22 protein-coding genes and 1 pseudogene are annotated in these 25,426 nt (G+C 65.0%); 18 read left to right on the top strand and 5 right to left on the bottom strand.

The window, feature by feature from the left end; translation table 11 throughout:
* Positions 1-33 precede the first annotated feature (33 nt).
* From N5E02_RS03945 to N5E02_RS03900, 10 genes are all read left to right on the top strand, one after another.
* Positions 34-507, top strand: coding sequence for a phage tail tube protein (locus N5E02_RS03945; RefSeq protein ID WP_049450663.1), 474 nt, complete (start codon positions 34-36; stop codon positions 505-507).
* Between the two features lie 125 nt (positions 508-632).
* Positions 633-1,007 (top strand): hypothetical protein, encoded by a 375-nt coding sequence (locus N5E02_RS03940; protein WP_279945856.1) that lies wholly within the window; start codon positions 633-635, stop codon positions 1,005-1,007.
* A 56-nt stretch (positions 1,008-1,063) separates the two neighbouring features.
* A complete protein-coding gene (locus tag N5E02_RS03935; protein WP_231109155.1) occupies positions 1,064-1,300 on the top strand; it encodes a hypothetical protein in 237 nt (78 codons plus the stop codon).
* A gap of 2 nt (positions 1,301-1,302) precedes the next feature.
* Positions 1,303-3,270: a hypothetical protein gene (locus N5E02_RS03930; protein WP_279945855.1), complete on the top strand. Its 1,968-nt coding sequence runs from the start codon at positions 1,303-1,305 to the stop codon at positions 3,268-3,270.
* Positions 3,271-3,274: 4 nt separating this feature from the next.
* Positions 3,275-4,036: a hypothetical protein gene (locus tag N5E02_RS03925; RefSeq protein WP_279945854.1), complete on the top strand. Its 762-nt coding sequence runs from the start codon at positions 3,275-3,277 to the stop codon at positions 4,034-4,036.
* Between the two features lie 58 nt (positions 4,037-4,094).
* Positions 4,095-4,421, top strand: coding sequence for a hypothetical protein (locus N5E02_RS03920; protein ID WP_262233172.1), 327 nt, complete (start codon positions 4,095-4,097; stop codon positions 4,419-4,421).
* 72 nt (positions 4,422-4,493) lie between these two features.
* Positions 4,494-9,068 (top strand): tape measure protein, encoded by a 4,575-nt coding sequence (locus N5E02_RS03915; protein WP_279945853.1) that lies wholly within the window; start codon positions 4,494-4,496, stop codon positions 9,066-9,068.
* Positions 9,069-9,098: 30 nt separating this feature from the next.
* Positions 9,099-11,912 (top strand): hypothetical protein, encoded by a 2,814-nt coding sequence (locus N5E02_RS03910; RefSeq protein ID WP_279945852.1) that lies wholly within the window; start codon positions 9,099-9,101, stop codon positions 11,910-11,912.
* 70 nt (positions 11,913-11,982) lie between these two features.
* Positions 11,983-13,251, top strand: a complete 1,269-nt coding sequence (locus tag N5E02_RS03905) for a hypothetical protein (protein ID WP_279945851.1) — start codon at positions 11,983-11,985, stop codon at positions 13,249-13,251.
* A gap of 2 nt (positions 13,252-13,253) precedes the next feature.
* A complete protein-coding gene (locus tag N5E02_RS03900) occupies positions 13,254-13,724 on the top strand; it encodes a hypothetical protein (protein WP_279945850.1) in 471 nt (156 codons plus the stop codon).
* 247 nt (positions 13,725-13,971) lie between these two features.
* Here N5E02_RS03900 and N5E02_RS03895 read toward each other — a convergent pair whose 3' ends face one another.
* Positions 13,972-14,208, bottom strand: coding sequence for a hypothetical protein (locus tag N5E02_RS03895; protein WP_279945849.1), 237 nt, complete (start codon positions 14,206-14,208; stop codon positions 13,972-13,974).
* Positions 14,209-14,939: 731 nt separating this feature from the next.
* Positions 14,940-15,836 (bottom strand): sel1 repeat family protein, encoded by an 897-nt coding sequence (locus N5E02_RS03890; protein ID WP_146260251.1) that lies wholly within the window; start codon positions 15,834-15,836, stop codon positions 14,940-14,942.
* 562 nt (positions 15,837-16,398) lie between these two features.
* Here N5E02_RS03890 and N5E02_RS03885 point away from each other — a divergent pair.
* Positions 16,399-16,683, top strand: a complete 285-nt coding sequence (locus tag N5E02_RS03885; protein WP_238379407.1) for a hypothetical protein — start codon at positions 16,399-16,401, stop codon at positions 16,681-16,683.
* 407 nt (positions 16,684-17,090) lie between these two features.
* On the opposite strand, the gene N5E02_RS03880 is transcribed toward N5E02_RS03885, so the two are convergent.
* Positions 17,091-18,191 (bottom strand): site-specific integrase, encoded by a 1,101-nt coding sequence (locus N5E02_RS03880; RefSeq protein ID WP_279945848.1) that lies wholly within the window; start codon positions 18,189-18,191, stop codon positions 17,091-17,093.
* Positions 18,192-18,302: 111 nt separating this feature from the next.
* Here N5E02_RS03880 and dusA point away from each other — a divergent pair, with 111 nt between their 5' ends.
* The 4 genes from dusA to N5E02_RS03860 all read left to right on the top strand — a co-directional run bounded on the left by dusA (position 18,303) and on the right by N5E02_RS03860 (position 22,095).
* Positions 18,303-19,301, top strand: a complete 999-nt coding sequence (gene dusA, locus N5E02_RS03875; protein WP_279945847.1) for a tRNA dihydrouridine(20/20a) synthase DusA — start codon at positions 18,303-18,305, stop codon at positions 19,299-19,301.
* A gap of 212 nt (positions 19,302-19,513) precedes the next feature.
* Complete coding sequence (locus N5E02_RS03870; RefSeq protein WP_005420623.1) at positions 19,514-19,888, top strand: hypothetical protein; 375 nt, start codon at positions 19,514-19,516, stop codon at positions 19,886-19,888.
* A gap of 73 nt (positions 19,889-19,961) precedes the next feature.
* On the top strand, positions 19,962-20,645 hold the full coding sequence (locus N5E02_RS03865) for a response regulator transcription factor (RefSeq protein ID WP_004136763.1): 684 nt from the start codon (positions 19,962-19,964) through the stop codon (positions 20,643-20,645).
* A gap of 25 nt (positions 20,646-20,670) precedes the next feature.
* Entirely contained in the window at positions 20,671-22,095 is a 1,425-nt protein-coding gene (locus N5E02_RS03860; protein WP_065185596.1) for a sensor histidine kinase, read from the top strand.
* Positions 22,096-22,180: 85 nt separating this feature from the next.
* Here N5E02_RS03860 and N5E02_RS03855 read toward each other — a convergent pair whose 3' ends face one another.
* Positions 22,181-22,972 (bottom strand): M90 family metallopeptidase, encoded by a 792-nt coding sequence (locus tag N5E02_RS03855; protein ID WP_204325516.1) that lies wholly within the window; start codon positions 22,970-22,972, stop codon positions 22,181-22,183.
* Positions 22,939-23,223, bottom strand: a complete 285-nt coding sequence (locus tag N5E02_RS03850) for a hypothetical protein (RefSeq protein WP_049412595.1) — start codon at positions 23,221-23,223, stop codon at positions 22,939-22,941. The genes N5E02_RS03855 and N5E02_RS03850 overlap by 34 nt, the downstream gene beginning before the upstream one ends.
* 144 nt (positions 23,224-23,367) lie before the next feature.
* On the opposite strand from N5E02_RS03850, the gene birA reads away from it, so the two are divergent.
* The 3 genes and pseudogenes from birA to N5E02_RS03835 form a co-directional block, all read left to right on the top strand.
* A complete protein-coding gene (birA, locus tag N5E02_RS03845) occupies positions 23,368-24,336 on the top strand; it encodes a bifunctional biotin--[acetyl-CoA-carboxylase] ligase/biotin operon repressor BirA (RefSeq protein WP_065179623.1) in 969 nt (322 codons plus the stop codon).
* A complete protein-coding gene (locus N5E02_RS03840) occupies positions 24,333-25,064 on the top strand; it encodes a type III pantothenate kinase (RefSeq protein WP_065185599.1) in 732 nt (243 codons plus the stop codon). Before birA ends, N5E02_RS03840 begins: the two co-directional genes overlap by 4 nt.
* A 9-nt stretch (positions 25,065-25,073) precedes the next feature.
* Positions 25,074-25,426 (top strand): annotated as a pseudogene (locus tag N5E02_RS03835) (SPOR domain-containing protein); the annotation flags it as partial.

The raw sequence follows: 25,426 nt of genomic DNA, 5'->3' as shown, positions 1-25,426 counted from the left end.
GCCCGGCGACGGGCGCAACACAAGGAAACCCCTATGGGACAGGTAATCAAGTCGAAGCACACGCAGCTGTTCGTCGCCATCGCCGCGGCCGAGGTCATCAAGGTGACCCGCCTGCGTACGGTCGGCTTCCCCGATGGCCAGGCGTCGGAGATCGATATCTCCGACTACGACGACGACTGGGATCAGTTCGTCGCCGGCCGCAAGCAGACCGGCAGCACCAGCATCGAGATCATCTACGACAGCGTCGACCACGAGAAGCTGGAAGAGCTGCACGAGACCGGTGCCGTCGTGAATTGGCTGGTGACCGCGCCGCTGTCGGAAACCGAAGGTGTGGCCAAGCCGACCGCCGTTGCCGGAAAGATCACCCCGCCGGACACCGTGCTGTCCAAGCAGTTCGACGGCTTCGTGCAGAACTTCGCGGTGACCAGCCAGGACAACGATGTGTGGAAGGCGACGATCACCATCCGCGGCTCCGGCGCCGTCACCACGCACCGCCCGACGCCGTAAGGCTGCGGCAACGGCGCACACCCAGGCCCGCTCCGGCGGGCCATCTCTCTGACGGGGCGCGCGGATCCTCCGCGTGTTAGCCGTGCGCGGCCCGCGCGCCCTGTCGCCATTCAAGGAAACGGCCAATGAGCAAGACCAGCGAAACCACCCAAACCCAGCCGCAGCAGCCCGTGAGCATCCTGCAGTCGTTCACCAACCTGGGCATGTTCGCCTCCAAGGACGTTCGTGCCGACACGATCACCTTGCCCAACGGTGCCAAGGCACGGTTCCACGTGCGCGAGCTGCCGGACGCGGAGTTCCGCAAGCTGTGGGGCGAAGGCGATCGCGCCAAGCTGATCGCAGCGACCATCTGCGACGAGGACGGCAAGCCCGTCATGAACGTGGAGCAGGCCGCCCAGCTCAAGCCCCTGGTGGCCGCTGAGCTGCAGCGCGTGGCCATGAAGCATTCCGGCTTCGGCGAGGATGCTGCCCAAGCCCAGGCCGACGCGGGAAACGGCTAAGGCAGCGCGGCGAGGACTGGTTCTGGAAGGTCCTCGCCGGCCACCTGCATCGCACGGTGTCGGAGCTGCAGGCGAGCATGTCGCGTCGGGAGTTCCTCGAATGGTGGGAGTTCCATAAGCGGAATCCCATCGACCCCGTAAGCCTGCACATCAAGCCCGCTGCCTTCGCCGCGTACATCACCGCCTCACACAGCCAAGGCGGCACCAAGCGCTCCTTTCAGGAGTACCTGGAAACCCTTGTGCCACGGTCCGAGGAGGACGAGGCACAGGACTGGTTCGATCGACTGGGATAGCCATGACCGACACCTTTGGGCGCTTTGCCGCCCTCCCGATCGGCCCGCTGCTCGCTGCGCGCGACGGTGGGCTCACTCTTGCCACGACGGCCGCAGCCGACCTTAACCGCTGCGCCCGGTCCGACTTTGCCCTCAGCGCCGGCGTTGTCGGCGTCGAGTTCGCGCTGTGGGGCGATGACGACCTCTCGGCCGTCGTGGGCTTTGTCACGGCAGCAGCGCCCCTCAGCCAAGCGCCGGGCGCGAACGGGGAGGGTATCGGCTGGGAACTGGCCACCGGTCGCCTGATCCAGGGCATCGGCGCGATCGCAACCGGCCTGCCCGTGGTCGCGTTGGGCGATATCGTCGGGATGCGGGTCTCCTTCGGGAGTACCTCCAGGCTCCACCTGTACCTCAACGGCGCGCTGGTCCACCAGCGCGATCTGCTGCTGTCCGGCCCGCTCCACTTCGCCGCCGCACTGGCTGCGACGAAGGCCGGTGGGCTGTGCCTGGCCGTGAACGCTGGGCAGTGGGGCGCCCGCAGCGATGCCGCTGTTGCCGGTTGGAAGCTGGACCAGGCCCAAGCGCCGACCACGCGGCTGGCCGACGATGACTGGCTCTCCGCTCCAGGCGATAGCCCGGCCAATGCCCGGTACGAAGGGCTGGTCGCCGAAGGCGTCAACCTCGTCCAGGAGCTGAGCTTCTGGCCGTGGGGCGGCGATCCGGTGTCGCAGACGGCAGCGGCGGAGTGCGTGGTCGCTGACGCCGAGGGGCTGCTGGATGACCTGGCTTTGTCCGGCGCCTCCGGCGCTGCGGTGCGCATCCTGCAGGTGAACGACGGCGGCATGCTGGCCGACGCCGCTCCGGTATTTCGCTGCGTCATCGATCAGATCGAGGTGAACGATGACGGCAGCAAGACCTTGCACCTGCGCGATGCGCACGACTACCTGGGCCAGACCATCAACCGGGGCGTGTTCCTGCCCAACATCACCTCGCTGGCTTGGAAGCCGCAGCCGGTAGTGATCGGTGCGGTGGCCAGCGTGCCGGCAGCCGGCGCCAATTCGGACGCGACAGCGATGTTCCTGGCCGACAGCCCGGTGCACGTAAACGCTGTGATGGACCGCGGCGATCTGATGGAAGACGGCACCTTCAGCATGGCGCCGGACGGCCAGCAGCTGCTGCTGAAGTCTCCACCCGTCACTCCAGTGGTGGTCGACGGTTCGAGCATCGGCCCCGGCATGGCCCCGGCGCGCCTGGAGCAGGCCGTGGGCGACGTGATGGCTCGTCTCGGGGCAGGGGCGTGGTCGGCAGCGGACTGCGCAGCCGTGGACGCTGCAACCGGCTACGCCGGCATCGGCTACTACGCCGGAGCAGCCATCACGGGCAGGGATGCCCTGAACGCGATGCTGCCCAGCTACGGAGTCGGGTGCTACCAGGATCCCACCGGTGTGCTGCGCTTCGTGCAGGTGGTTGCGCCGGAGACCTACCAGGGGCAGCCGGCGTTTGAGATCTCGGAAGCCGACATGGCCAGCGACCTGATCGGCGTCCCGGACGACGCGCCCAACCTGACCCGGCGCATGGCCTACCGTCCGAACGCGCAGGCCCTCGGTGCCTCCGACCTGGTCACCGACGTGGTGGACGTGCCGCAGAGCCGCCGCGACGAGCTGACGGGCCTCTACCGAGGTCAGGTGTTCGCTGCGGGCGCACTGGACGCACACTACCGCCGCGCCGATGCTGCCGATCCGGTCATTTCGCTGTTCTGGCATGCCGCCGACGCGCAGGCCGAGATCAACCGCGTCGTGGCGATGTACGAGCGACAGCGGTTCTTCTACCAGGTCGCCATTCGCGGTGATCAGGACATGGCCCCGCTCCCTGGTCAGATCGGCCGGCTGACCTACAGCCGCTACGGCCTGGCCGATGGCAAGCCGGTGCTGGTGCGGCGCGTAGAGCGCAACCCTGCCACGGGGGACGTGGTACTTACCCTGTGGGGATGATGACGTGTTGATTGGATATGGCATGCCGGCGGTGGAGACGGCCACCCTCACCGGCGGAACGTGGCTGTCGGCCGACCAGGGCTCGGCGCTCTTCGATGGCAAGCCTGGGCGCTCGTCGCGCATCCGGCGCACCGGCTCGTTGGCGATCACGATCACCCTGGCCGAGGCTGTTGTGCCGGGGATCATCGCGGTTCTCGGCCTCAACATCCCGCCCGGCGTGCAGGTGAGCGCGGCCGGCGCCAGCACCGCCACGGTGCGGCTGCCCGACGGTAGTGTCTGCGCGTGGCTGTTTCCGCAGGCCGGCGCCCTCGTCTCGACAGTGTCCGTCGAGATCGCCACAACTGCCACGAACGTGGACGTGGGCGAGATCGCGATCTTCCGCGCAGTCGAGGTGGGCATCAGCGACGGCTGGGCGGTGGCCACGATCGACACCAGCGTGCACACCCGCACCAAGGGTGGGCAGGTCAACACGGTTCCTGGGCCTCTGTACCGCCGGCTGACCTGCACCTTGTCCGGCCGGGCGACAGCTGCCGTGCGCGGCGGTGGACTGGGCGGGACCGATTGGGAGACGGTGGCGGCAGCGATCGCGGGACGCCGGCGCTCCTGCGTTGTGCCGCAGTACCGGGACATGGCCAGCAAGGTGTTCGACCCACTGCTGGCGGCGCGGTCGGCGCTCTACGGCTACCCGACACAGCTGCCATCGGCGGAGAACATCAGCCGGCAGTACTTCACCGGATACATGGAATTTGAGGAAATCCCGGCCTGATTTTGTTGTGCAGGCTCCCCGCTGGCACAATCCCGAACTCAACGAGCAGGGAGCGGAAATGATTGAACATACGAGCAAAGTCGATGTTCCGGACGGGGGTCCCCGGCCAGAAAAGTTGCCGGCCAAGGCTGGATCTGCGCTGGAGGACGTGGGCCGATTGATGGTGTTGCTATCGCTGGTTGCGGGAGTGGTTGGCGTGTTCGCCTTTGGGCGTGTGCCGCGCATTGCCTCGTGGGGCGGGGTTTCCCACGACTGGAATCTGCTCAACGTGTTCGCGGTGGTGCTGAGCACCGGATGGGCTCTTGCCATGTCATGGGCCGTTTACCGATTGGGCACCGCCCTCTGCTGGCTTGAGCGTATCGGGAAGAAAGTCGAAGTTGAGTAGAGATCGGGCGCAACGCCCGAAAACCTGTAGCCCGAGGCCCGCCCAGTGCGGGCCTTTTTTATGGACGAAATCATGAGTCTGTACACCCTCACTGTCGATCTTCTGTTGAAGTCCGGATCGTTCGAACGGGACAGCGGCAAAGCGGCACGAGTCGTTCAGCGCGACATGTCGAGCATCCAGTCGGCCATGTCTGATGCCGCGCGCCGCGGTGCCGATGACGTGGCGGCAGGGTTCCGTCGCGTGACACTTGAGGCGGTTGGCATGGGCTCGGCCCTGGCCGCCGTCAAGGCGACAGTCGGCCGGGCTGACGAATGGACCGGGATGAGCAACCGCATCCGCTTGGTCACCGCCTCGCAGGCCGAGTTTGTTGCGGCCCAGCAGGATGTGGTCAGGATCGCCAAGGCGACCTATCAGCCATTGGACGCCACGGCGAGCCTCTATCAGAACCTGGCAATGGTCCAGGATCGGCTAGGCGTAACAGGCGCGCAGACAGCCCGGATCGTGGAGACGGTAAACAAGACGATTGCCATGTCCGGCAGTAGCGCGGCTGCGTCGGAGGGCGCGCTTACTCAGTTTGGCCAGGCCCTGGCGGCAGGTACGCTGCGCGCCGAAGAGTTCAACTCGATGGTCGACGGCGCATCCAAGTTGGTGCAGACCATCGAAGACGGCATGGGCATTGCCCGAGGCAGTCTCCGCAAGTTCGTGGTGGATGGCGGTGTCGCGGCCGATCAGATTGTCAACGCTCTGCTGAAAATGTCAGACGGAGTTGATGACTCGTTCGGAAAGATGCAAGTTCGTGTCTCGCAGTCGATTACCAACCTCAACACCAACCTGACCGAGATGATCGGCAGGGCAGATGAGGCAACTGGGGCATCCCAAGCGTTGTCTGCTGGCATCGGGGCGCTTGCCAACAACCTGGAGATGGTGGCGGTTGCCGGTGCTGCGGTGGCTTCTGGCCCACTACTCAAGGCTCTGTTGGCGCGGGTCGCTGCAGCAAATGCAGGGATGGCAGCAGATCGTGCGGCCGCCGCGCAGAACGTCGCCGCGGCTCAGCAGCTTGAGCTACGGACCCGTGCGGCCATGCTTGATGCTCAGGCAGAGGTTCGTCGCGCTGCTGCGATCGGCGGAAGCGTTTCTGTCAGTTCCAAAGCCGCTGCCGCGACGCTGGAGCATCGGCAGGCCGTCCTCCTGCTTGCCCAGGCACAGGGACAGGCCGCTGCGGCGAATGCTGGGTGGGTTGCCCGTGCAGGTGCATCGACGCTCGCAATGCTTGGAGGGCCGGCAGGTATCGTCACGATGCTGGCGACCGCAGCCGCCGGGTGGCTGATCTTCCGCGACAACACCGCGACCGCATCGGTTGCGCTGATCGATTTCAGTGGCGCAGCAGATACCGCCATCGAGAAGTTCAAGACCCTCAACGCCCAGATGCAGGCTGGTGAGATCCTTCGCCTGCAGAAGGAGATCGATGAGAACTACCGGACGATCACCAGCTCGATTACGGAGATGGTCGCTGCGGCGACGAACTTTGCCACCGCAAGCCAGGCTTCAGAGTTCATCCAAGAAACGCAGCGGCTGGATGCCGCCTTTAAGGCCGGCAAGATTGGCGCCGATGAGTTCTCCAACGGTCTGGAGGCGGCATGGCGAGCAATGATCGCTGGCTCGCCAGCTGCTGCCACCGTGGCCAAGAGCCTCACGGAAGAAACCGCTGCCGCGGCGACTGCTGGCAGGGAGGTGGATCGTAAGCGTGCGATCCTCGACGCCTTTACGGGCAGCAGTAGCCAAGCGAAGAGCGCAACTGATGCCCTGTCAGGTTCGTTCAACGTTCTGGGCGACTCGGCAGGCGCCGCGGGCAAGCGCATCGCGTCGGCAATGCAGTCGCTGCCGGGCCAGCTCGCCCGCGTCGGCAAGAGCGCGGCCGAGGTCGCAAAGCTGGACGTAAATGACTGGTTCAAGGAGGCCCAAGCCAGCGGCGTCGACTTCTCCAAGCGAGATGACCCCAAGGTCAAGCAGTACATCGAGCAGGGCGCACAGTACATCCGGCTCCAGACGGAGCTGGCCGCTGCGCAGAAGAACTTCACGGAGTCGCGCAAGGCGTCGGCAGCCGCCGAGCGCGCCGGCGCCAAGGATCGCAAGGCAGATGCAGAAGCGATCAAGCGCTACAACGAACAGGCTGCAATGGCCGCGGCTACGATGGCCGGGCCGCTAGCCGAGGCCACCGAGCGACAGAAGCAGCTCGAAGACAAGCTGAAGGAAGCGCTGAAGGAAGGGCGCATCGAGCGGGCCGCGTACAACACGCTGGTCCTGGAGTCGCAGAAGGCGTTGGAGCAGTCCAGCGCGGAGATCAAGAAGGCGCTGGCCAGTCCCGAGGCGCTGCTTGCGACGATGGATGCCGAGGTCGCCATGCTCGGCAAGGTCGGCCGTGCGCGCGAGCTGTCGCGGCGCGAGATGATGAACGAGCGGGACATGCGGCAGGAGCTGCAGAAGGCGGTGGAGGCCGCTGGCGGCAAGGAAGCGCTGGCGCTGTCCAAGGGGGCGGCGAGCTACGAGCAGTACGAGCAGTCCATGCTGGACGCGGCCCGAGCATCGGCCGATCTGTCGCTGCGCGTGGAGGAGGCCGCTGCCAACGTTGAAGCGTGGGCCGGCGTGGTCGTCAACGGCGTGGGCGATGCCGCCGACGCCATGGCCGACTTCGTTGCCGGCGGCATGCGCGACTTCGACAACCTGTGGGACGACCTGAAGGATGCCGCCAAGCGCGGGCTGCGTGACCTGGCCCGCGAGTTCCTGCAGCAGAAGATCGTGATCCCGATCCAGACGCAGATCCTCAACGGGATGAACGGCCAAGGCGGTGGCCTGAGCCTTCAGAGCATCATGGGGCTGTTCGGTGGCAACGGCGCTGCCGGCGGCGGTCAGAACCTGGGGACCATCGCCGGGCTGCTGTCCAAGGGCCAGGGGCTGTTCAGTGCGGGCGCAAGTGCGGCGAGCAGCGGCGCCAGCGCCGGCAGTCTGCTGGGGTTCGGGAACAACGTTGCCGCCCTCACCGGTGGCGGCGCTGCCGCAGCGGGTGGTTCTTCCGCTGCTGCCGGTGCCGGTGCGGCCGGATCCGCTGCTGCAGCGGTCCCGATCATCGGCTGGATCGTGGCCGGCATGATGAAGAACGCCGAGCTGTTCGATCAGGGCTGGAACATCGCCAACGGGGAGAGCTGGGCCGGCAAGATTGCCACCGCCGGCGCGGTGGGCCTCGCCGACAAGACGTTCCGCGGGCTGGGTTTCAACGACAAAGTCGCATCGATCCTGTCCGGGTCGAGCATCCACGCCAAGCTGTTCGGTCGCGGCGCGCCGAAGATCACCGGCCAGGGCCTGACCGGCTCGTATGGGTTCGGTGGCTTCGACGGCCAGACCTACGCCGATATCAAGCAGAAGGGCGGCTTCTTCCGGTCCGACAAGAAGTGGACGCAGTACGGCGCCGTTGATCCCGGGATCGATCGCACGTTCGACATGGCCGCGCGTCAGGTTCGCGGTGCGGCAACCGGCCTTGCCAAGCAGTTGGGCGTCGACCTGACGCAGCAGCTGGGTGGGGTGCGGGTGAGCCTGGGCAAGCTGCAGCTGTCGGCGGACTCCGCCGAGGCCAAGGCGCAGCTGGAGGCGTACCTCGGTGACATGACCGACCGGCTGTTCACCGAGGCAGTGAAGGCTGCCGGCTTCGGAGGCCAGCTGGACGGTTACTTCGAGGCGTCGGACGTGTTCAACGCGCTGAGTGCGTCGATTGCACTGGCGGTGGGCAATGCCGACGAGCTGGGCCGCGCCCTCAACGGGATGGAGGTCGACAAGGTCAACAAGGCGGTGGACTACTTCCAGGACCTGGCCAGCGTCGCCGGCACGGACCTGGCCACCCAGGTAGAGAAGGTGACCGGATTGCTTGGGAACTACGCCTCGCTGATGGCGGACGTTTCCACGCAGCTTATGACCGGCGACCTGTCCAGCTACCAGCAGCAGGCCCTGAGCATCGAGCGGACCTACTGGCAGCAGGTGAAGTCGGCCAACGACTACGCCAAGGCCCTGGGGTTGTCCGGTGCACGTGCCGAGGACCTGGCCAAGATCGAAGCGCTGCGCGCGATGAACATGGGCAAGCTGCAGGCGCAGATCGACAAGGACAAGAAGGCCATGCAGTACGGCCTGTCGATCAGCGACCTGTCGCCGCTGACGGACCAGCAGAAGCTCGGCGAGGCCATGAAGGAGCTGGAGCGGGCCGTGGCCGGTGGCGACACCAGCGCCGCCCAGGCGGCCGCACAGGCGGCGCTGGGCTTCGGTCGGAACCTCTATGCCAGCGGCCAGGACTACAACAGCCTCTACGGCCAAGTGACGGGCCTGATCGACGGCATGAAGGTCGGCGACCTGAACACCGAGGACGGCACCAGCATGGGACAGCTGGCGGACGCGATCGAGGCCCTGCCGGACAACTTCAGCCGTGCGGTGTTCGACCTGGTGGTGAACAACGAGTCGCAGTCTCACACCACGGCAGCCGTGCAGGAAAGCAATGCGCTGCTCACCGAGCAGAACCAGCTGCTGCGCGAGCTGCTGTCCACCACCACCCAGGGCGTCCGCGCCTCCAGCAGCAACGCGCTGCGTCAGGCACTCAACGCGAGGTAATCCGCAATGCAAGCAAGGAAACTCACGCTGGTGGAGATCGGCGTGGGCGCGCTGCCGTCGCCGTCTCCGGCGGCGCCGCGCTACTCGAACTGGTTCCCGGTCGTGCACCGGCCACCGGGCGTGCCACCGGTGGATGGGGTGACCCCCAACCCGGTGGCCGACGGCGTGCTGCTGGAATGGCCGGCTGTCGATCTGGCCGGCGTCGTGTACGTGGTCGAGCGTGGCCCCTCTCCGGAGGGGCCGTGGATCGAGATCTATCGGACCACCGACACGCGCTACTTCTACAGCGACAACACCGGCACCAAGTGGTGGTTCAAGATCACGCCGACCGTGCGCGGCCGGCCAGGCTCGGGCTCGGTGGTGGAGGCTACGCCACCGCCTACCACGGCCGAGCTGATCAAGCAGACGGAGCGGATCACGAAGGAGATCGCCGACCGAATGGAGGCAGATGCCGCAGAAGCGGCCGCGCGGGCCGATGGCCTGGCTGCCGCTGCGCGGGATCTTCTGGCTGAGGCGGACCTGCGGCAGCGTGGGGTGTCCGACGCAATGGAGGCGATCGCGCAGGAGGCGCAGGCCCGGGTCGACGGCCTGCTGAATGAGCGCCTCGAGCGCGAGGCTGCCATCACGCTGGAGACGCAAACCCGGCAGAGCGACGTGGAATCGCTGTCACGCGCGTTGTCCGAGGTGGCCGCCGGCAGTGGGACCCAGTTCGACAGCCTGCGCATCTGGTACTTCGACACCACCGTGGAGGAGTGGACCGGCAACGGTGCGCCACCGACGGTGGTCGATGGCTGGCTGCGGCCGGCCAATGGCACCGAGAACCCGTATGTTCAATCGCCGGCTGCGCTGGCCGTTGACGGCAGCGCTTACCGCTTCGTCAAGCTGAGGGTGAAGCGCGTTGGCGATGCCGCGTGGGACGGCTTTCTGCAGTGGATCACGCTGGCCGACCAGGCATGGGACGTGGACAAGCGGGCAGCGATCCCGGAGCCGCGGTGGGACGACAATGGCGTCGGCACGGTCGACGTGGCCGATATCGCCTGGTGGCCGGGTGAGGTCGACGCCATCCGGCTGCAGTTCGGCGCGACCCAGACCGTCTCCAGCTACTTCATGACCGACTGGGTGGCCATCGGGCGTCCGACGCCCGGTGCCGGTGTGGCGCTGGTCCAGGAGGAAGCCCGCGCCCGCGTAGCGGCGGACGTGGCCGAGGCCAGCAAGCGCGAGACGCTGGCCGTGCAGCTGCGGGGCGACTACGAGGGCAGCGACCTGTCCCAGGTTCCGAGCGGCCTGTTTGCTGCGGAGCGCGATGCGCGAGTCTCGGCTGATGAGGCCAACGCCAGCGCCATCGAGGTGATCCAGGCGCGGATGCCGACGGGCGACGGGACGGTGGCTACGGAGGCTAGCGTCACCGAGGAGCGCCAAGCGCGCGCAGACGGCGACAGCGCCAACGCTGAGGCGATCGATCGGGTGTCCGCGAGGATGCCCGCCGGCGACGGCAAGGTGGCCTCTGCGGAAGCGCTGGATGCCGTCTCGACCCGTGTGGAAGAAACGGAGGAGGGCATCCGGGCGGTCGGCGATAGAACGTCGTCGCTGGAAGCGCAGGTGACGTACAAGCACGCCGGCGACCGGGACTGGAACGCCGGAGACCGCGACGTGCGCGCGGGCGTGAAGACCTGGCAGTCCGTGATCGCCCAAGGCGACCGCGCCGTCGCTAAGCAGGTGGAGTCGGTCCGGGCCGAACTGGGCGAGTTTGAGGCCACGGCGACACGCTCCATCGAGGTCATCGCCACGGAGCAGAGCGCCCAGGCGGTGCAGATCCAGCACCTGGGCGTCGAACTGGACGGGAAAGCCTCAGCGGACTACGTCGAGGAGATCAGCGCCCGGGTCGGCGTGACCGAGCAGGGCATCGAGGCATTCACTGGTCAGCTGCAATCGGTGAAGGCTGAGCTAGATGGCAAGGCCAGCGCCCAGGTGGTCCAGGGCATGGAGGCCCGGGTGGTCCAGACCGAAGGTGCTTTGGCGCAGGTCATGGCCAAGGCATTCCTGCACCTGATCGCCGACTCCGGCAATGGGCCACTGATCGGTGGCATGGAGCTGGGCAACGACGGCAACGTGGTCAGCCTGCGGTTCCTGACCAACAGCATGGAGATCCTCGCGCCCAACGGTGCCAGCGAGGGCATGGAGTGGCGCAACGGCTACCTGCGCGTATGGAAGGGAGCGGCGCAGCGCATCATCGGCGCCAGCTTCGGCGCCGCCGGCGACAACCTGGTCGACTACTTCGGGCCGAACGTCGGCGCCGGCGCCGCGTCGAAGGCCAACGCGGTGATGTGGATGGACGCCAGCGGCAGTGCCTACTTTGGTGGTCAGCTGTCGGCGGGCATCCTGCGCAACGCAGTCCAGACGACGACCACGCAGACCGTCGGCGTGGAGCTGGTCAACGGCCCGTTCGCCACCAACGGCCGCGTGCGGAGCGTCACTGTCAGCTTCTCCCGCCGGCATATCCGGACCAAGACCACCTACGGCAGCGACGGCTCTGTCGCGGGCGCTGGCCAGAACACCGCACGCGTGGAGATCTATCGGCGGGTGGGGGAGGGCGCTGAATCGTTGTGGCAGGTCCTGAACGTCACAGGGTCGGTGAATATCCTTAATGAAATGGACGGCCCCGACAGCGCGATCTCCAACTGGGGCGGATCGTTCACCGTGAATGACACCAGCACCAGCGCGCAGACGATGACCTACCGGGCGGTGATCACGAGCTTCACTGAACAGGATGTGCGGCACGAGTCCGGCTCATTCCAGCAGCAGTCCATCACGCAGAGTCTTTCGATCATCTCGGTCGAGAACTGAAACAGCCCAATGCACGGGTCGGCATGTCCGGCCCGGCTTTGCCGTGGGCGATCAACAGCAGAGAACACACATGCCGCAGAAATACATCGATCAAACGACCATCCAGCCGGATGGCCGCCCAGGCGACGACGCATTCACCGCGTTTGCGACCTGCAACGACAACTTCGAGGACGCCGAACAGCGTCTTTCCGCGCTGGAAGGTGGGTCATCGAACATCGGCCAGGACGTGGCCGACCTGAAAACGGGCTTGCAGCAGGAGACGCAGCTGCGCACTGATGCCGATACGGCTCTTTTGCAAGCAATCGCAGCAGAAGTGGCCGCACGACAGAGCGCCGAAACTGCGCTCGGTGCGCGTATTCCCGGAAAGAATCGCTTGATCAACGGTAATTTCGATTTCTTCCAACGCGGGAACTTCGGCAACGTAACCAGTGCTGCGCCCTACACGGCAGACCGCTGGATCTGCTCAGCAGCAGGCGGCGCAACTTGCAATTGGGGGATCGGCGCGCCAGCGGTCGGAGAAATTCCTTGGGCTCGCCGGTTCCTTGGCTTCAACATCGTGTCGGGCACCACGTCCGCGTGGGTAGGACAGCGGATTGAGAATGTCAGCACTTTTGCAGGCGGTAAGGCGACAGCTTCATTCTGGATGCGTAGCGGAGTAGCGGGTAAAAAAGTAGGCGTACTGATCCAGCAGGTGTTCGGTTCCGGCGGATCAGCCCTTGTGCAGGTTGACGGGCCGGTAATCACGCTCGGTACTGCCTTCCAGAAACACACGGTAACGTTTGACGTGCCGAGTGTTGCGGGGAAGACCTACGGTGCCAATGACAACTTGCTGTTGTGTTTCTTCTATACCGACAATCGGCCGGAATTGTTTGGCGGTCAACTTATCAATCAGACCGGACTGTTTGAGCTTGCGCAAGTACAGTTCGAAAGTGGCGACATGGCCACGGAGTTCGATTTCCGCCCTTGGGGGTATGAACTGTCGTTGTGTCAGCGGTACTACGAAAAATCTTTGGACGTTGAGACTGCCCCGGCAGGAAACGTACCATCGGGTTACACGGTAGGTACTGCCATCGCAGCAGGTACTTGTCGCTCCACTGCGCAAACTTTTAAAGCAGCTAAGCGGTCAAACCCTGCGATCACTCTTTATACCAACAGTGCAGTAGCGGCAGGCACCGGATTTTGGGGTCTATTCAATGGTTCGTCCTGGTCTCGGGGCGCAGCTAGCGCGCTGGAAGTAAATACCGCGCAGTTTCACGTCAACCTCAACTTCGGCTCGGGGCTTACCACCTTCTATTCTTATTTGCTTGGTGGGCACTGGACAGCGGACGCGGAAATTTAATCATGTACCAACTTACTGAAGACCCGGATGTGATTCGCTGCGTCGAAACCGGCGCGTTCATTCCGCGCGGCCACTACCTGTGGCCGACCGAATGGCTGGAGCAGAACACGCCGCTGCCGGCGCCATCTCCTGGCTTGGGCTTCGAGCTGCACACGCCCGCGCACTACCGCTACATTCGCGACCAGGCGTTCGCTTGGATGCGCGCCGAAGCGGTAGAGCGTGGCTACGACAGCATCGAGTCGTGCGCCAGCTACTACAACAGCGGCGTGGCCCGATACCGCGCGGAGGCGCGGGCGATGGTGGGCTGGCGCGATGCTGTGAACCAGGCGCTGGAGCAGCTCGTGCTGGCGCCGCCGGAAGGCATCGAGACCTGGGAGCAGGTGCGCGCGCTGTTGCCGCAGCCCGAGACGTTCGCCTGGCCGGAGAAGGCGGAGCTGCCGCTGGAGACGGCGAGCCCGTTCGTTGTTCTCTGAGAGACCTGCTGCAGGGGGCCCTTTCCGTTGTCACTCGGCGAGTTCACCACTCTTCCAACTCGCCGCGTTTCAGAACGCCACGATCTTCATCGTGGACCTGACGGAGGTGCCGCTGGGGTTTGGGTGAGGGGAGCCCTCACGCGGCCGCAATGGGCGCACCCAGATGACGTCATGATTTGGTGACAAAAAAAAGCCCCCTGATCGCGGGGGCAAAATTTTTAGAAACCCAAAAGCGTGGAAGGGAGCTTCAGCGCTTCAGCTTGGACACCGATAAGGCCATGGTCGCAGTAGCAACACCAAACAGCAGGGCCAAGATGGAGATTGGGTAGAGGTCAGCCCAATCGTTGAGCCTCCGCTCAATGGCGATCGCAACTAGTGCGGAAACGAACCCTACGCTGAATCCCATCAGAAACGCCTTTCCAGGCGAAGCGCCGAGCATGCCGGTTGCGAACGCGATAGCGACACAGAAGATCGCAAATTCCATACATGATCGCCGTAAAGTGAGAGAAGGCTTGAGAAGCATGCTCGAACGGATGACCTAGGATCACTAGCCTATGGAACTCGCTGTGCACGCCAATCTTGAGGTGACAACGCGAACCAAAAGTGGTCAAGTCGTCTTCGCCATCGTTCCTTTCATTCCGTTAAGCGTTGACGTTACTGCAAGCGGAAGGTGTTGTTCCCGCTTGCCTGAACTTGTCCGTGCTTCGAATGCTACTTCGGACGAACAGGGATAATTGGCTTGATCGTTACGACTCCGCTGCCGCCACCGCCGCAGTTTCCGTAGCAACCGCTACCAGGATTAGCTCCACCAGTGCCGCCACCACCGCGACTGCCGCCGCCGCCGCCGGCGCCGCCAGGTAATTTCCCCCGCGCGCGCGCATTGGTTCCTTCCCACGATCTGGACGTCGTCATCTTCCAGTCAACACAGATTGAGCTGCAGATAATTATGACGTCACCAGGGGAATCAGCGGGGCCCTTGGAATCGTCAAAGAAGTCGGTCTTTAGGAAGTGATTCTGATAATTTATCTCCCTGAGGTCGTTCTCCGTCGCAACGGGATAATCCTTGTTGCAGGATACGCAAGTATATGGACCAATTCTGCGGGGCTCTCTGGCTTCCGCTCTATTGAATGCCCAGTACATGAGGGGGATTGTTGCTGCAATTATTAACAGGGACGCTACCTTTGCCCTTCCTGATTTAATCATTTGGAATTTCCATTAGTTTGTGCAGCAGCTTTTGAATATTTCCTTGCTTAATTGCTCGGCGCGGTTCTGTTGCTCTCGTGTCAGTGATCTTCTTAGATCTAGTTGCCTCTGGTTGTTGGGGTTTCCCAATTTGGCGTTGTCATAGGCAATTTGATATGCCAGGCTCTTGATCGGGTCGGCAGATGCCACGATCCCGTTTTCATAGATGTTTGATAGTTGAAAGAGTGCGTTGGTGCTGCCTTGCTTTGATGCTTCTTCAAGGTACTGGATGGATTTCTCTTTCCATTCTGAAACCTTTTCTGGCTTCATTGAATAATCGTCTACATTCCCTAGGATGTGATCTGGATTGATCGAGTACATTATCTTGGCCTCGATTGATCCTTGCTCTGCGGCAAGATCTAGCCAGTTTTTTGAGGTGAATGACGGGTCGCCAAGCAGGCTCTCACATTCAGTTAGCTTTGTTTTGAAGTAATCAATCTCTTGGCGAGAAAATTCTCGCATCTCCGGCTCATTGCTGGCGATGGGAGGGGCGCCCTCCATTGCATTCTGGCAGTCTGAAACCGTTAGAAAAATTTCATACGTAGAGGTCGCGTCGCCGCGCCTTGATGCCGCGAGGAGCCCATTGGCGAACGCAAGGGCATCGCCTGGGGGGCGAAATATTGGCGGTCGTTGTAAGGTGAAAGCTCTTCCGTTTGCTGCAGTGACGTATCGCGAATCAATCTTTCTTTGGGCGGCGAGTTGTACATACGGTGTCGGTTTCACGCCCGCGTCGCTGTCTATATTTGCATTGGCGATTTCGGTGGCTGCATTTTTCGCGCTACTTGAGTCATTGCCAAGCATGATGGCAATGGCTGCGGTTGTTGCTATTAGCAAGGCCAAGGCGGTGATGGACACATTCTTCCGATTCATGATCGATTTCTTAGGTTGTGAGACGTGCCTATTGATATCTAAAACGTCGTCAGGGCCCAACTTCCCTACGTGATACGGGTGAATTATTCATGAGGCATTCATAATGCAGGGCCTGGTCTGGGCTGCACCTTCTAGGTCTTTTCAGTTTGGTCGCGTTCCATCGGATCTTCGACGACAAGCGGCCCCCGTTCTACGAGCGCCGGCTGGCGGCGCAGGGAACCCCCGATCCTGCGGCACGCCGTTGCCCGATGGCACAGGCGAGGCGGGACGAGCATGCTGGCCCTGCCGGACCCCGGGGCCTATGGCAGCTCAACCCGGGGGCGCGTGAGCAGTGCCGTGCCGGCACAGAGTCGAGCCAGGCTCTATCCTGCGATTCGGGCAAATTGACGATTTCGTCAAATCGCCGGTGCAGCACTTAACAACTCGTTCCCCGAACGATTCAGGCAGGTCGCCAACGCGATCGCGGTCTTTGCGACGGCCGGCCGTATGCTGCCGGCCATGACGCTCCCCCCCCCCTGACTTTCGCTGGACGACCCGGTCTGCCAGCCTCCCGGATGACCCGTTGACGGTGATCGCCTGCCACAGCGTGTGGGTGGTGGCCATGATCCGTCGGGTGAACGACGGCATCTGGATTGCCTCGCTGGACCGGCACCGGCATGGCCCGGGCGGTCCGTTCCGCGTGTGCAGCAGCTACGAGCAGGGCCGCGCGGGGGCCGAGCTGTGGGTGACCAGGCACGAGGCCAGGCTGCGGGAGGACGTGGCCACCATCTTGGCCTGGCAGGAGAAGGTCCGCGGCAACCGGCTGGCCAAGGCCGACCTGAAACCGCCGTTCGGCTGGATGGGGTGAGGTTCGGCTATGTGATGGCTTTGAAGACCCAACCGCCATATCCCCAAAGCACAGTGCCTGCGATGACCATCACGCAGCCCCAAATCTCGTCGGCCTCAACCGACCTGACCTTGGTAGCCATTGCTTCCTCGGCGGTCTCGCTTGCGAAAGTGGAAGCCCTCGTTATCGCGTAGAACTTCGCGCGGGTCGGAAGAGGAGACCCGTCTGCCGCTTGGCGATGGAAGATCGCGCTCTGTTTGATGTTCAGAAGAAAACGCCGAGGGTGAAGATCGCGCCCGAAGCAGCAAATAGACCTGAGTCCGGGCAGCGCAGTTCAAGACACCCCGGAAAATGCAGTGCAGGCAGCGACAGACCGCCAGCGGTTGAACGCGATCGCTCTGAACGACTTTCCTACCACTCGCTTGAAGTCAATCAATATCGGGCTCCGAGGCAGAAGTTGGCGCCGGCCGGTGTATCAATGACTGAGGCAGCGGCTGGTGAAGGGGATCTCGATGTAGCGAACTTGGTGCGAGCTGCGTGTAGCGCTTCAGCGATTTCCAATCCTTGTGGCCGGTCACGATTGCGACCTCTGGAATGGTGTACCCCTGCTCAAACAGCCTGGACGTTCCCTCGTGACGCAGATCGTGGAAGTGAAGATTCTCGATCTGTAGCCGGTTGCAGGCGCGGCGAAACGATGCACCGATGCTGTCTGCCTTATAGGGGAAGATCAGCGGGCCAATACGGGGCTGACTCTCAATGATCGCCGCCGTCCGCCCCAGCAGTGGGACCCATTGATGGTTGCCCTTCTTGTCCTTGGGATCCTTTCTGTCCCGGATCAGGATCATCGGCTTCTCGCCGCCTTGGTAGTCGTCCCAGCGCAGTGCGACAATCTCACCCATGCGCATGGCCGAATCGATGGCGAACGGGATCAGATCGCGCATCGGGATGGCGCCGAAGTTGAACTTGTAAAAGGCGGCAAGCTCGTCCAGCTCCTGGGCTGTCGGGCGCCGGTCGCGCTCCTCTGGTTTGGCGATTGCTCCGGCGCGGCGCAGTACTGGCCGGACGGCAGTGACCACGTCGGGGATGGTCATGTTCCATAGCGACCGAGCAGCGGCCAGGGCCTCAGCCAGGAACCCGAGTTCCATTGCCATGGTCGCCGGTCCCGGGGCCTTGCCGCCATTCAGTGCAGCGGACGGGTCCGTCCTGGCCCGGATATGGTTCAAAATGTCCTGCCCGGTGAGGGTGGACACCTCTCGGTCGCCCAGGCTTTCAATCCATCTGCGAAGGTTCCCGCGCTTGGTGGCGGAGATGGGTTTGAACCGGTCCATCTCCTTGATGTACCGATCAATGAGGGTTTCCAGCGTCATGCTCTCCTGCGGGGGAGGCAGGCCAGCTCGAAGGGCGTCTTCTGTAATGCGAGCCCAATCCTCAGCGGCCTTGCGACCGTTGAAGGTCTTCGAGGCGGTAGGATGGGGCTTGATGCGGACCATTGCCCGCCACTTCTTTCCGCGCTTTTCGACTACTGCCATGTCTTGGTGCACTCCCCGCTGCTTGGTGCAGCAGGGGTACATTACACCGGGATCGACAGGGAAAAACAGGGACTTACAGGGAGTCCCAGCGCACCAAGGATGCGCCGAAACATGCATAACACTTTGAATTTAAAAGATATTCGCCTTTCCGTGGCCCCCATGATGGACTGGACCGACCGCCATTGCCGCGTGTTCCACCGCGTGCTGGCGCCGGGTGCGCGCCTGTACACGGAAATGGTGCACACCAACGCGGTCATCCACGGCGACCGCGAGCGCCTGCTCGGCTTCGACCGCAGCGAGCAGCCGCTGGCGCTGCAGTTGGGGGGCAGCGACCCGGCGCTGCTGGCGCAGGCCGCGCGCATCGCCGCGGAGTGGGGCTACGACGAGGTCAACCTCAACTGCGGCTGTCCGTCCGACCGCGTGCAGGCCGGGCGTTTTGGCGCCTGCCTGATGCGCGAGCCGGCGCTGGTAGCCGACTGCGTGGCGGCGATGGTCGACGCGATCGGGATCCCGGTGACGGTGAAGTGCCGCCTGGGCGTGGACGAGGACAACGACTATGACGTGTTCGCCGCCTTCGTCGACCGCCAGGTCGCCGCCGGTGCCGCAATGGTGGTGGTGCATGCGCGCAACGCGTGGCTGAAGGGCCTGTCGCCGAAGGAGAACCGCGAGGTTCCGCCACTGAAGTACGACTGGGCCTACCGCCTGAAGCAGGAGCGCCCGGCGCTGCCGGTGGTGCTCAATGGCGGCCTGGCCAGCATCGAGGCGGTGCAGGCGCAGGCCGCGCACGTCGATGGCGTGATGCTGGGCCGCGCGGCCTACCACGACCCCTACCTGCTGCATCAGCTGGAGGCGCTGCAGACCGGCGCGCCGTTGCAGGCGCGCGGTGACCTGCTGCGCACGCTGCGTCCCTACGTGGAAGCGCGCCTGGGCGAAGGTCTGGCACTGAAGCACATCACCCGCCACCTGCTCGGCCTGTTCCACGGCCAGCCCGGTGGCCGCGCGTTCCGCCAGGTGCTGAGCGAGGGCGCGCACCGCCCGGGCGCCGACTGGAGCCTGGTCGAGCAGGCGCTGTCGGTCACCGAGCGCGAAGCCGATCGTGCCGCAGCGTGACCGCAGTCACATTCCTGACTTGACAAGGGACGGCGATTCGTCCCGAATGTTCACCTAGCTGAACATCGCAGGGCTGCGGCCGGAAAAGTTCAGACCGGATTCACTGCCCCAAACCAAGAATTTGCAAAGGAATTGTAAAGGCCGGGTCCCGCACCCGGCTCCCGGATTTACGACTTTTGAACGAATCGCCGTGCTCGGCTAGGATCGCATCGATGTCTTCCGCTCCCTTCCATTGCCGCATTGCCCTGGCCACCTGCGTGGTGCTGTCGGCTGCGCCGCTGTCGTCGGCGCTGGCGCAACAGCCGCCGCGCGGCGAGCAGGCACGGGCGGAAATGATGGATCGGGGAGAGCGCGGCAACCGTGGCGACGAGCGTTCGCTGTCCGATGCCGTGCGCCGCGTGCAGCGCAGCACCGGCGGCCACATCCTCGGCGCCGAGCGCGTGCCGTTCGATGGTCGTGATATCAACCGGGTGAAGTACATGGACGACCGGGGCCGGGTCCGCTACATGGACGACCCCGCCCCGTCGCGTTCACAGCCGCGCACGCCGCGGTCGGATATGTCATCACTACGCGGCGATAACCCCTGAACAGGGATAGTCGTCGGTATCAACCCGTACCCCACAGGCCTCCGGGCCACACCCAGGACACTAGGGAGAGTTCATGCGTATCCTTCTGGTCGAAGACGAAGCCCCGCTGCGTGAGACCCTGGCAGCCCGGCTCAAGCGCGAAGGCTTTGCCGTCGATGCTGCGCAGGACGGCGAGGAAGGCCTCTACATGGGGCGCGAAGTTCCGTTCGATGTCGGCATCATCGACCTCGGCCTGCCCAAGATGTCGGGCATGGAGCTGATCAAGGCCCTGCGTGACGAAGGCAAGAAGTTCCCGGTACTGATCCTGACCGCGCGTTCGAGCTGGCAGGACAAGGTCGAGGGCCTGAAGCAGGGCGCCGACGATTACCTGGTCAAGCCGTTCCACGTGGAAGAGTTGCTGGCCCGCGTCAACGCGCTGCTGCGCCGCGCCGCCGGCTGGAGCAAGCCGACCCTGGAATGCGGCCCGGTCGCCCTGGACCTTGCTGCCCAGACGGTCAGCGTGGCCGGCAGCAATGTCGACCTGACCAGCTACGAGTACAAGGTGCTGGAGTACCTGATGATGCATGCCGGTGAACTGGTCTCCAAGGCCGACCTCACCGAACACATCTACCAGCAGGACTTCGACCGCGACTCCAACGTGCTGGAGGTCTTCATCGGCCGCCTGCGCAAGAAGCTGGACCCGGATGGAGAACTGAAGCCGATCGAGACCGTGCGCGGTCGCGGCTACCGTTTCGCGATCCCGCGCAACGAGGGCTGAGCCGGCTCACCCTGGCGATAACACGATGTCCGGCCGTCTGTGGTTCTTCCGACGCTGGCGGCCGCGCTCACTGCAGGCGCGCCAGATGCTCGCCGCGTCCGTGGGCCTGGTCGCGTTCCTGGCGCTGGCCGGTTACGCGCTCGACGCCGCCTTCGCCGATACGGCGAAGGCGAACCTGCGTGAGCGCCTGAAGAACTACGCCACCTCCTATGCGGCCGGCATCGACTTCACCCGCGACCGCTCGCTGTACATCCGCGAGCAGCCGCCGGATTCGCGCTTCGACGTACCGGGCAGTGGCCTGTACCTGCAGGTGGTGATGCCGCACGGCAAGGGCAATTCGATGTCCGCCGAAGGCCCGATGCTGCCCACCGTCGGTGGCGGCCTGCTGGCGCCGCGCCAGGAAGTGTTCGAAGGTCCGCTGCCGATGATCCAGATCGATGGCAGCCAGGGCTCGGTGTACCGCTATGGCCTGGGCCTGGTGTGGGGCGCCGACGCCGACCCCGCCACCGAATTCCCGTACACCATCTACGTGATGGAAGACTCGCGCGCGCTGGGTGCGCAGCTGCGCGTGTTCCGTGGCCGCGTCTGGTTCTACCTGGGCGGCATCGGCCTGATCCTGCTGCTGCTGCAGACCGTCATCCTGCAGTGGAGCCTGCGCCCGTTGCGCCGGGTGATCACCGAGCTGACCAAGGTGCAGCGCGGCGAGACCGAGCGCATGAGCGAGCGCCACCCGCGCGAGCTGGAACCGCTGACCGACAGCATCAACGCCTTCATCGAAAGCGAGCGCGAGAACCTCGAGCGCCAGCGCAATACCCTTGCCGATCTGGCGCACAGCCTGAAAACGCCAATCGCGGTACTGCGCACGCAGATGGACAGCGGCGCCGGCGACGGTGCGCTGCGCGAAGAACTGGACGTGCAGCTGCAGCGCATGAACAACCTGGTTTCGTACCAGCTGGCACGCGCGGCCTCGTCGGGCCACAAGCTGTTCTCCGCGCCGCTGCCGATCGAGTCCAACGCCGAGGAAATCGTGCGTGGCCTGGAAAAGGTCTACGCCGCCAAGGGCGTGCTGTGCGAATTCGATATCGACCCGGCCGCGCGCTTCCACGGCGAGCCGGGTGACCTGCAGGAACTGCTCGGCAACCTGCTGGAGAACGCCTTCAAGTGGGCCAACCGCCGCGTGCTGCTGACCGCGCAGCCGCTGCCGGCGCCGAACGCGCGCCGTGCCGGCCTGCTGCTGGCGGTGGACGACGATGGCCCGGGCATCGCCCCGGATGACATCGGCAAGGTGCTGCAGCGTGGCGTGCGTGGCGACGAGCGCGTGCAGGGCCACGGCATCGGCCTGTCGATCGTGCAGGACCTGATCAAGGACTACCGCGGCGAACTGAGCGTGGGCCGTTCGGCCGAACTGGGTGGCGCCCGCTTCGAAGTGCGCTTGCCGCCGGGGCCGTAAACCTCGTTGATCGGTAGTGCCGGCCGCTGGCCGGCAACCAAGCAATGCCATCGAAGATCATGAGGTTGCCGGCCAGCGGCCGGCACTACGGCATTTCGATCTTCGGCGGCTCGCCATAGAACCGCCGCAGCTGCGCGGCCACCTCCGGCAACGCCTGCTGCAGCAGATCCGGTGCCGAGAAGTGGTACTCGCTGCTCACCGCGAAGAACTCCTCCGGCGCCTCGGCCGCATACGGATCGATCAGGGTCTCTTCGCCGGCGTCCACCTGCGCGCAGAAGGCGTCGTAGGCGCGCTGGAACGTGGCTGCCCACTCAAGCTGCCATTGCCGCGGCAGCGGCGGTGTGCCGTCCATTGCACCATCCAGCGCATCGAGCTTGTGCACCATCTCATGCACCGCCACGCAGTAGCCGTCGTGCGGTGCGGCCAGGTCGGCCTGCACATCGGCCCAGGACAGGATCAACGGACCGCTGTCCCACGACTCGCCGATCAGCTCGTCATCCCACTCGTGCAGCACGCCGGCCGCATCCATGTGGCTGCGGTGCACGCGGAACGCATCCGGGTAGACGATCAGTTGCGACCAGCCCTCCAGCCCCACCGCGCCGAACTCCAGCAGCGGCAGGCAGCACAGCGCGGCCAGCAGCACGCCGTCGCCGGCCTGCAACTGCAGCTCACCGATCGGAGTAATGGTCTTCTCATGCAGGAAGCGCGTGGCCAGCACGCGCAGTCGCGCGCGGCGTTCATCGTCCAGGCCGTGCAGCCAGGCCGCACGGCGGCAGGCGTCTTCCCAAAGCGCATCGTCGATCGGCCGCGGCGAGGGCCGCAGCCACTGCAGCAACGACTTGATCAGCGGAACATTCCCGGCAGGTAGCTGTGCCACTTCGGCGCACGGATGCGCTGCAGCACGTCGTCGTCGCTGCCGCCGCCCCCGGTGCTGGTGGCACTGCCGGCCGCAGGGCGTACCGGTGCCGGCTTGGTGGTCGCAGCCGAGGCGGTCGCGGTCGGCGCGCGCTGCGAGGCGGCATCACCGTTGGAGGACACGCAGGCGCCCCGGCTGTCGTCCAGCGCTGCCGTTGCAGACGCCGCGAAGGGCATCATCAGCAGGATCAGGCAATGGGCATAACGGCGCATTGACGACATCCACGTTAAGGGAGGGTGAGTTCCCGATTCTAGCCCGAACCCGGCGCCCCGTTGGAAGCCCCGGCGGAACCCAGCGTGGCAGGCGTCGCTGGCGGCTTTCCCGCATAATTCCTTCCTGACTTCGTGGAAGCTGCCGTGGACGATCGCCAATTGCTGGCCAAACTCGCTGCCGGTCGCCTGTCCGGCGACGCCCTGGCCCGAGAGCTGGGCCAGACCCGGGCGGCTGTTTGGAAGCGTATTCAAGGGCTTAGGGCCGCAGGTGTGGACATCAAGGGCCGTGCTGGCGAGGGCTATGGCCTGACCCGCCCGGTCGACCTGCTGGACCCGGTGGCGATCCGCGCCGGCCTGCCCGCCGATGCCCAGGCCCTGCTGCACGACCTGCAGGTGGCCTGGACGGTGGACTCCACCAACGCTGAATTGCTGCGGTGCAGCGCGCCCCAGCGCGGGGTCAGCGTGCTGCTGGCCGAACGCCAGACCGGTGGCCGCGGCCGTCGTGGCCGCACCTGGGCCTCGCCGTTGGCCGCGCATATCTACCTGTCGGTGATGCGCCTGTACTCCGGCGGCCTGGGCCGCCTGGCCGGGTTGAGCCTGGTGGCCGGCATCGCCGTGGCCGAAGCGCTGCACGACCTGGGCTACACCCAGGCGCAGTTGAAGTGGCCGAACGACCTGATCGTCGATGGCAAGCGCAAGCTGGTCGGCCTGCTTGCCGAGGGCGGTGGCGAATACGCCGGCCCGGCGCGCGCGGTGATCGGCATCGGCATCAACACCCACATGCCGCCGTCGTTCGGCGAGCAGATCACCCAGCCGTGGGTGGACCTGGACACGTTGGCCGGCAAGCCGGTGGACCGCAATGGGGTGGTTGCTGCCGTGCTGGCGCGTCTGCTGCCGGCGCTGGAAGAATTCGATCGCGAAGGCCTCGCTCCGTTCCTGCCGCGCTACGCTGCGTTCGACATGCTGGCCGGCCGCGAAGTGCGCGTGGAACTGGACGGGCAGTGGCAGCACGGTACTGCGCTTGGCCTGGCCGATGACGGCGCATTGCGCGTACGCATCGATGGCCAGGAACGCCTGCTGCACGCCGGCGAAGTCAGCGTGAGGGCGGCATGAGCGATTGGTTGTTCGACCTTGGCAACTCGCGCTTCAAGTTCGCGCCGTTGCAGGGTGACCGTGCCGGTGACGTACAGGCCTGGGCGCATGGCGCCGAAGGCATGGCCGGGCAGCCGCCGCACAGCCTGCCCAGCGGCCGCACCGCGTTCGTGGCCAGCGTGGCCGCACCGTCGCTGACCAGCGCGATGCTGGACCAGCTGCAGCGCCGCTTCGAGCATGTGCATGTGGTGCGCACCAGCGCCGAATGCGCCGGCGTGCGCATTGCCTATGCCAAGCCGGAAAAGTTCGGCGTCGACCGCTTCCTGGCCCTGCTGGCTGCCGCAAAGGCACAACGCCCGGTGCTGGTGGTCGGCGTGGGCACCGCGCTGACGATTGACCTGCTCGACGCCGACGGCCAGCACCACGGTGGCCGCATCTCCGCATCGCCCACCACCATGCGCGAAGCACTGCACGCCCGTGCCGTGCAGCTGCCCGCGACCGGTGGCGGCTACAGCGAGTTCGCCAACGACACCGCCGACGCGCTGGCTTCCGGCTGCGATGGCGCTGCGGTGGCGCTGATTGAACGCAGCGCACAGCACGCGCACACGCTGCTGGGCGTGGCACCGTCGCTGCTGGTGCACGGTGGCGGCGCAGCGGCGCTGATGCCGTTGTTGCCCGCTGCCGATTACCACCCCTCGCTGGTGCTGGATGGCCTCGCCCGCTGGGCGGTGCACCAGCCCGCGCGCTAGTATCCGCGCATGCTCACCCGTGCCCTGATCGTCGTACTGGCCATTCTCAATCTCGGCGTCGCCTGCTGGTGGCTGCTGCGCGAGGCGCCGCAGAAGCCTGCGCCTGCGCCGCAACCGGCTGGCGTCGCCGAGCTGCGCTGGGTGCCCGGTGGCGTGGATGCCAATGCCGCAGCCGAGGCCACCGCCGCCGCCCCGACTGCACCGCTGATGGAGCGCGAACCGGCGGCGAAGACCGCGGTGGCTGCGACACCCGCGCCCGTTGCGCCGCCAAAGCCGGAGATCGCCAAGCCGCAGGTGGCTGAGGCTGCGCTGGTTGCTGCCGCTGCCAAGCCGGTAACACCGCCTGCACCCGTTCCGGCAGC

Origin of the sequence: Stenotrophomonas sp. GD03777 (assembly GCF_029842485.1) — a bacterium.
GTDB lineage: Bacteria > Pseudomonadota > Gammaproteobacteria > Xanthomonadales > Xanthomonadaceae > Stenotrophomonas > Stenotrophomonas sepilia.
Note: the sequence above shows the minus strand (reverse complement) of the source record. Positions and strands in the feature narration are given on the sequence as shown.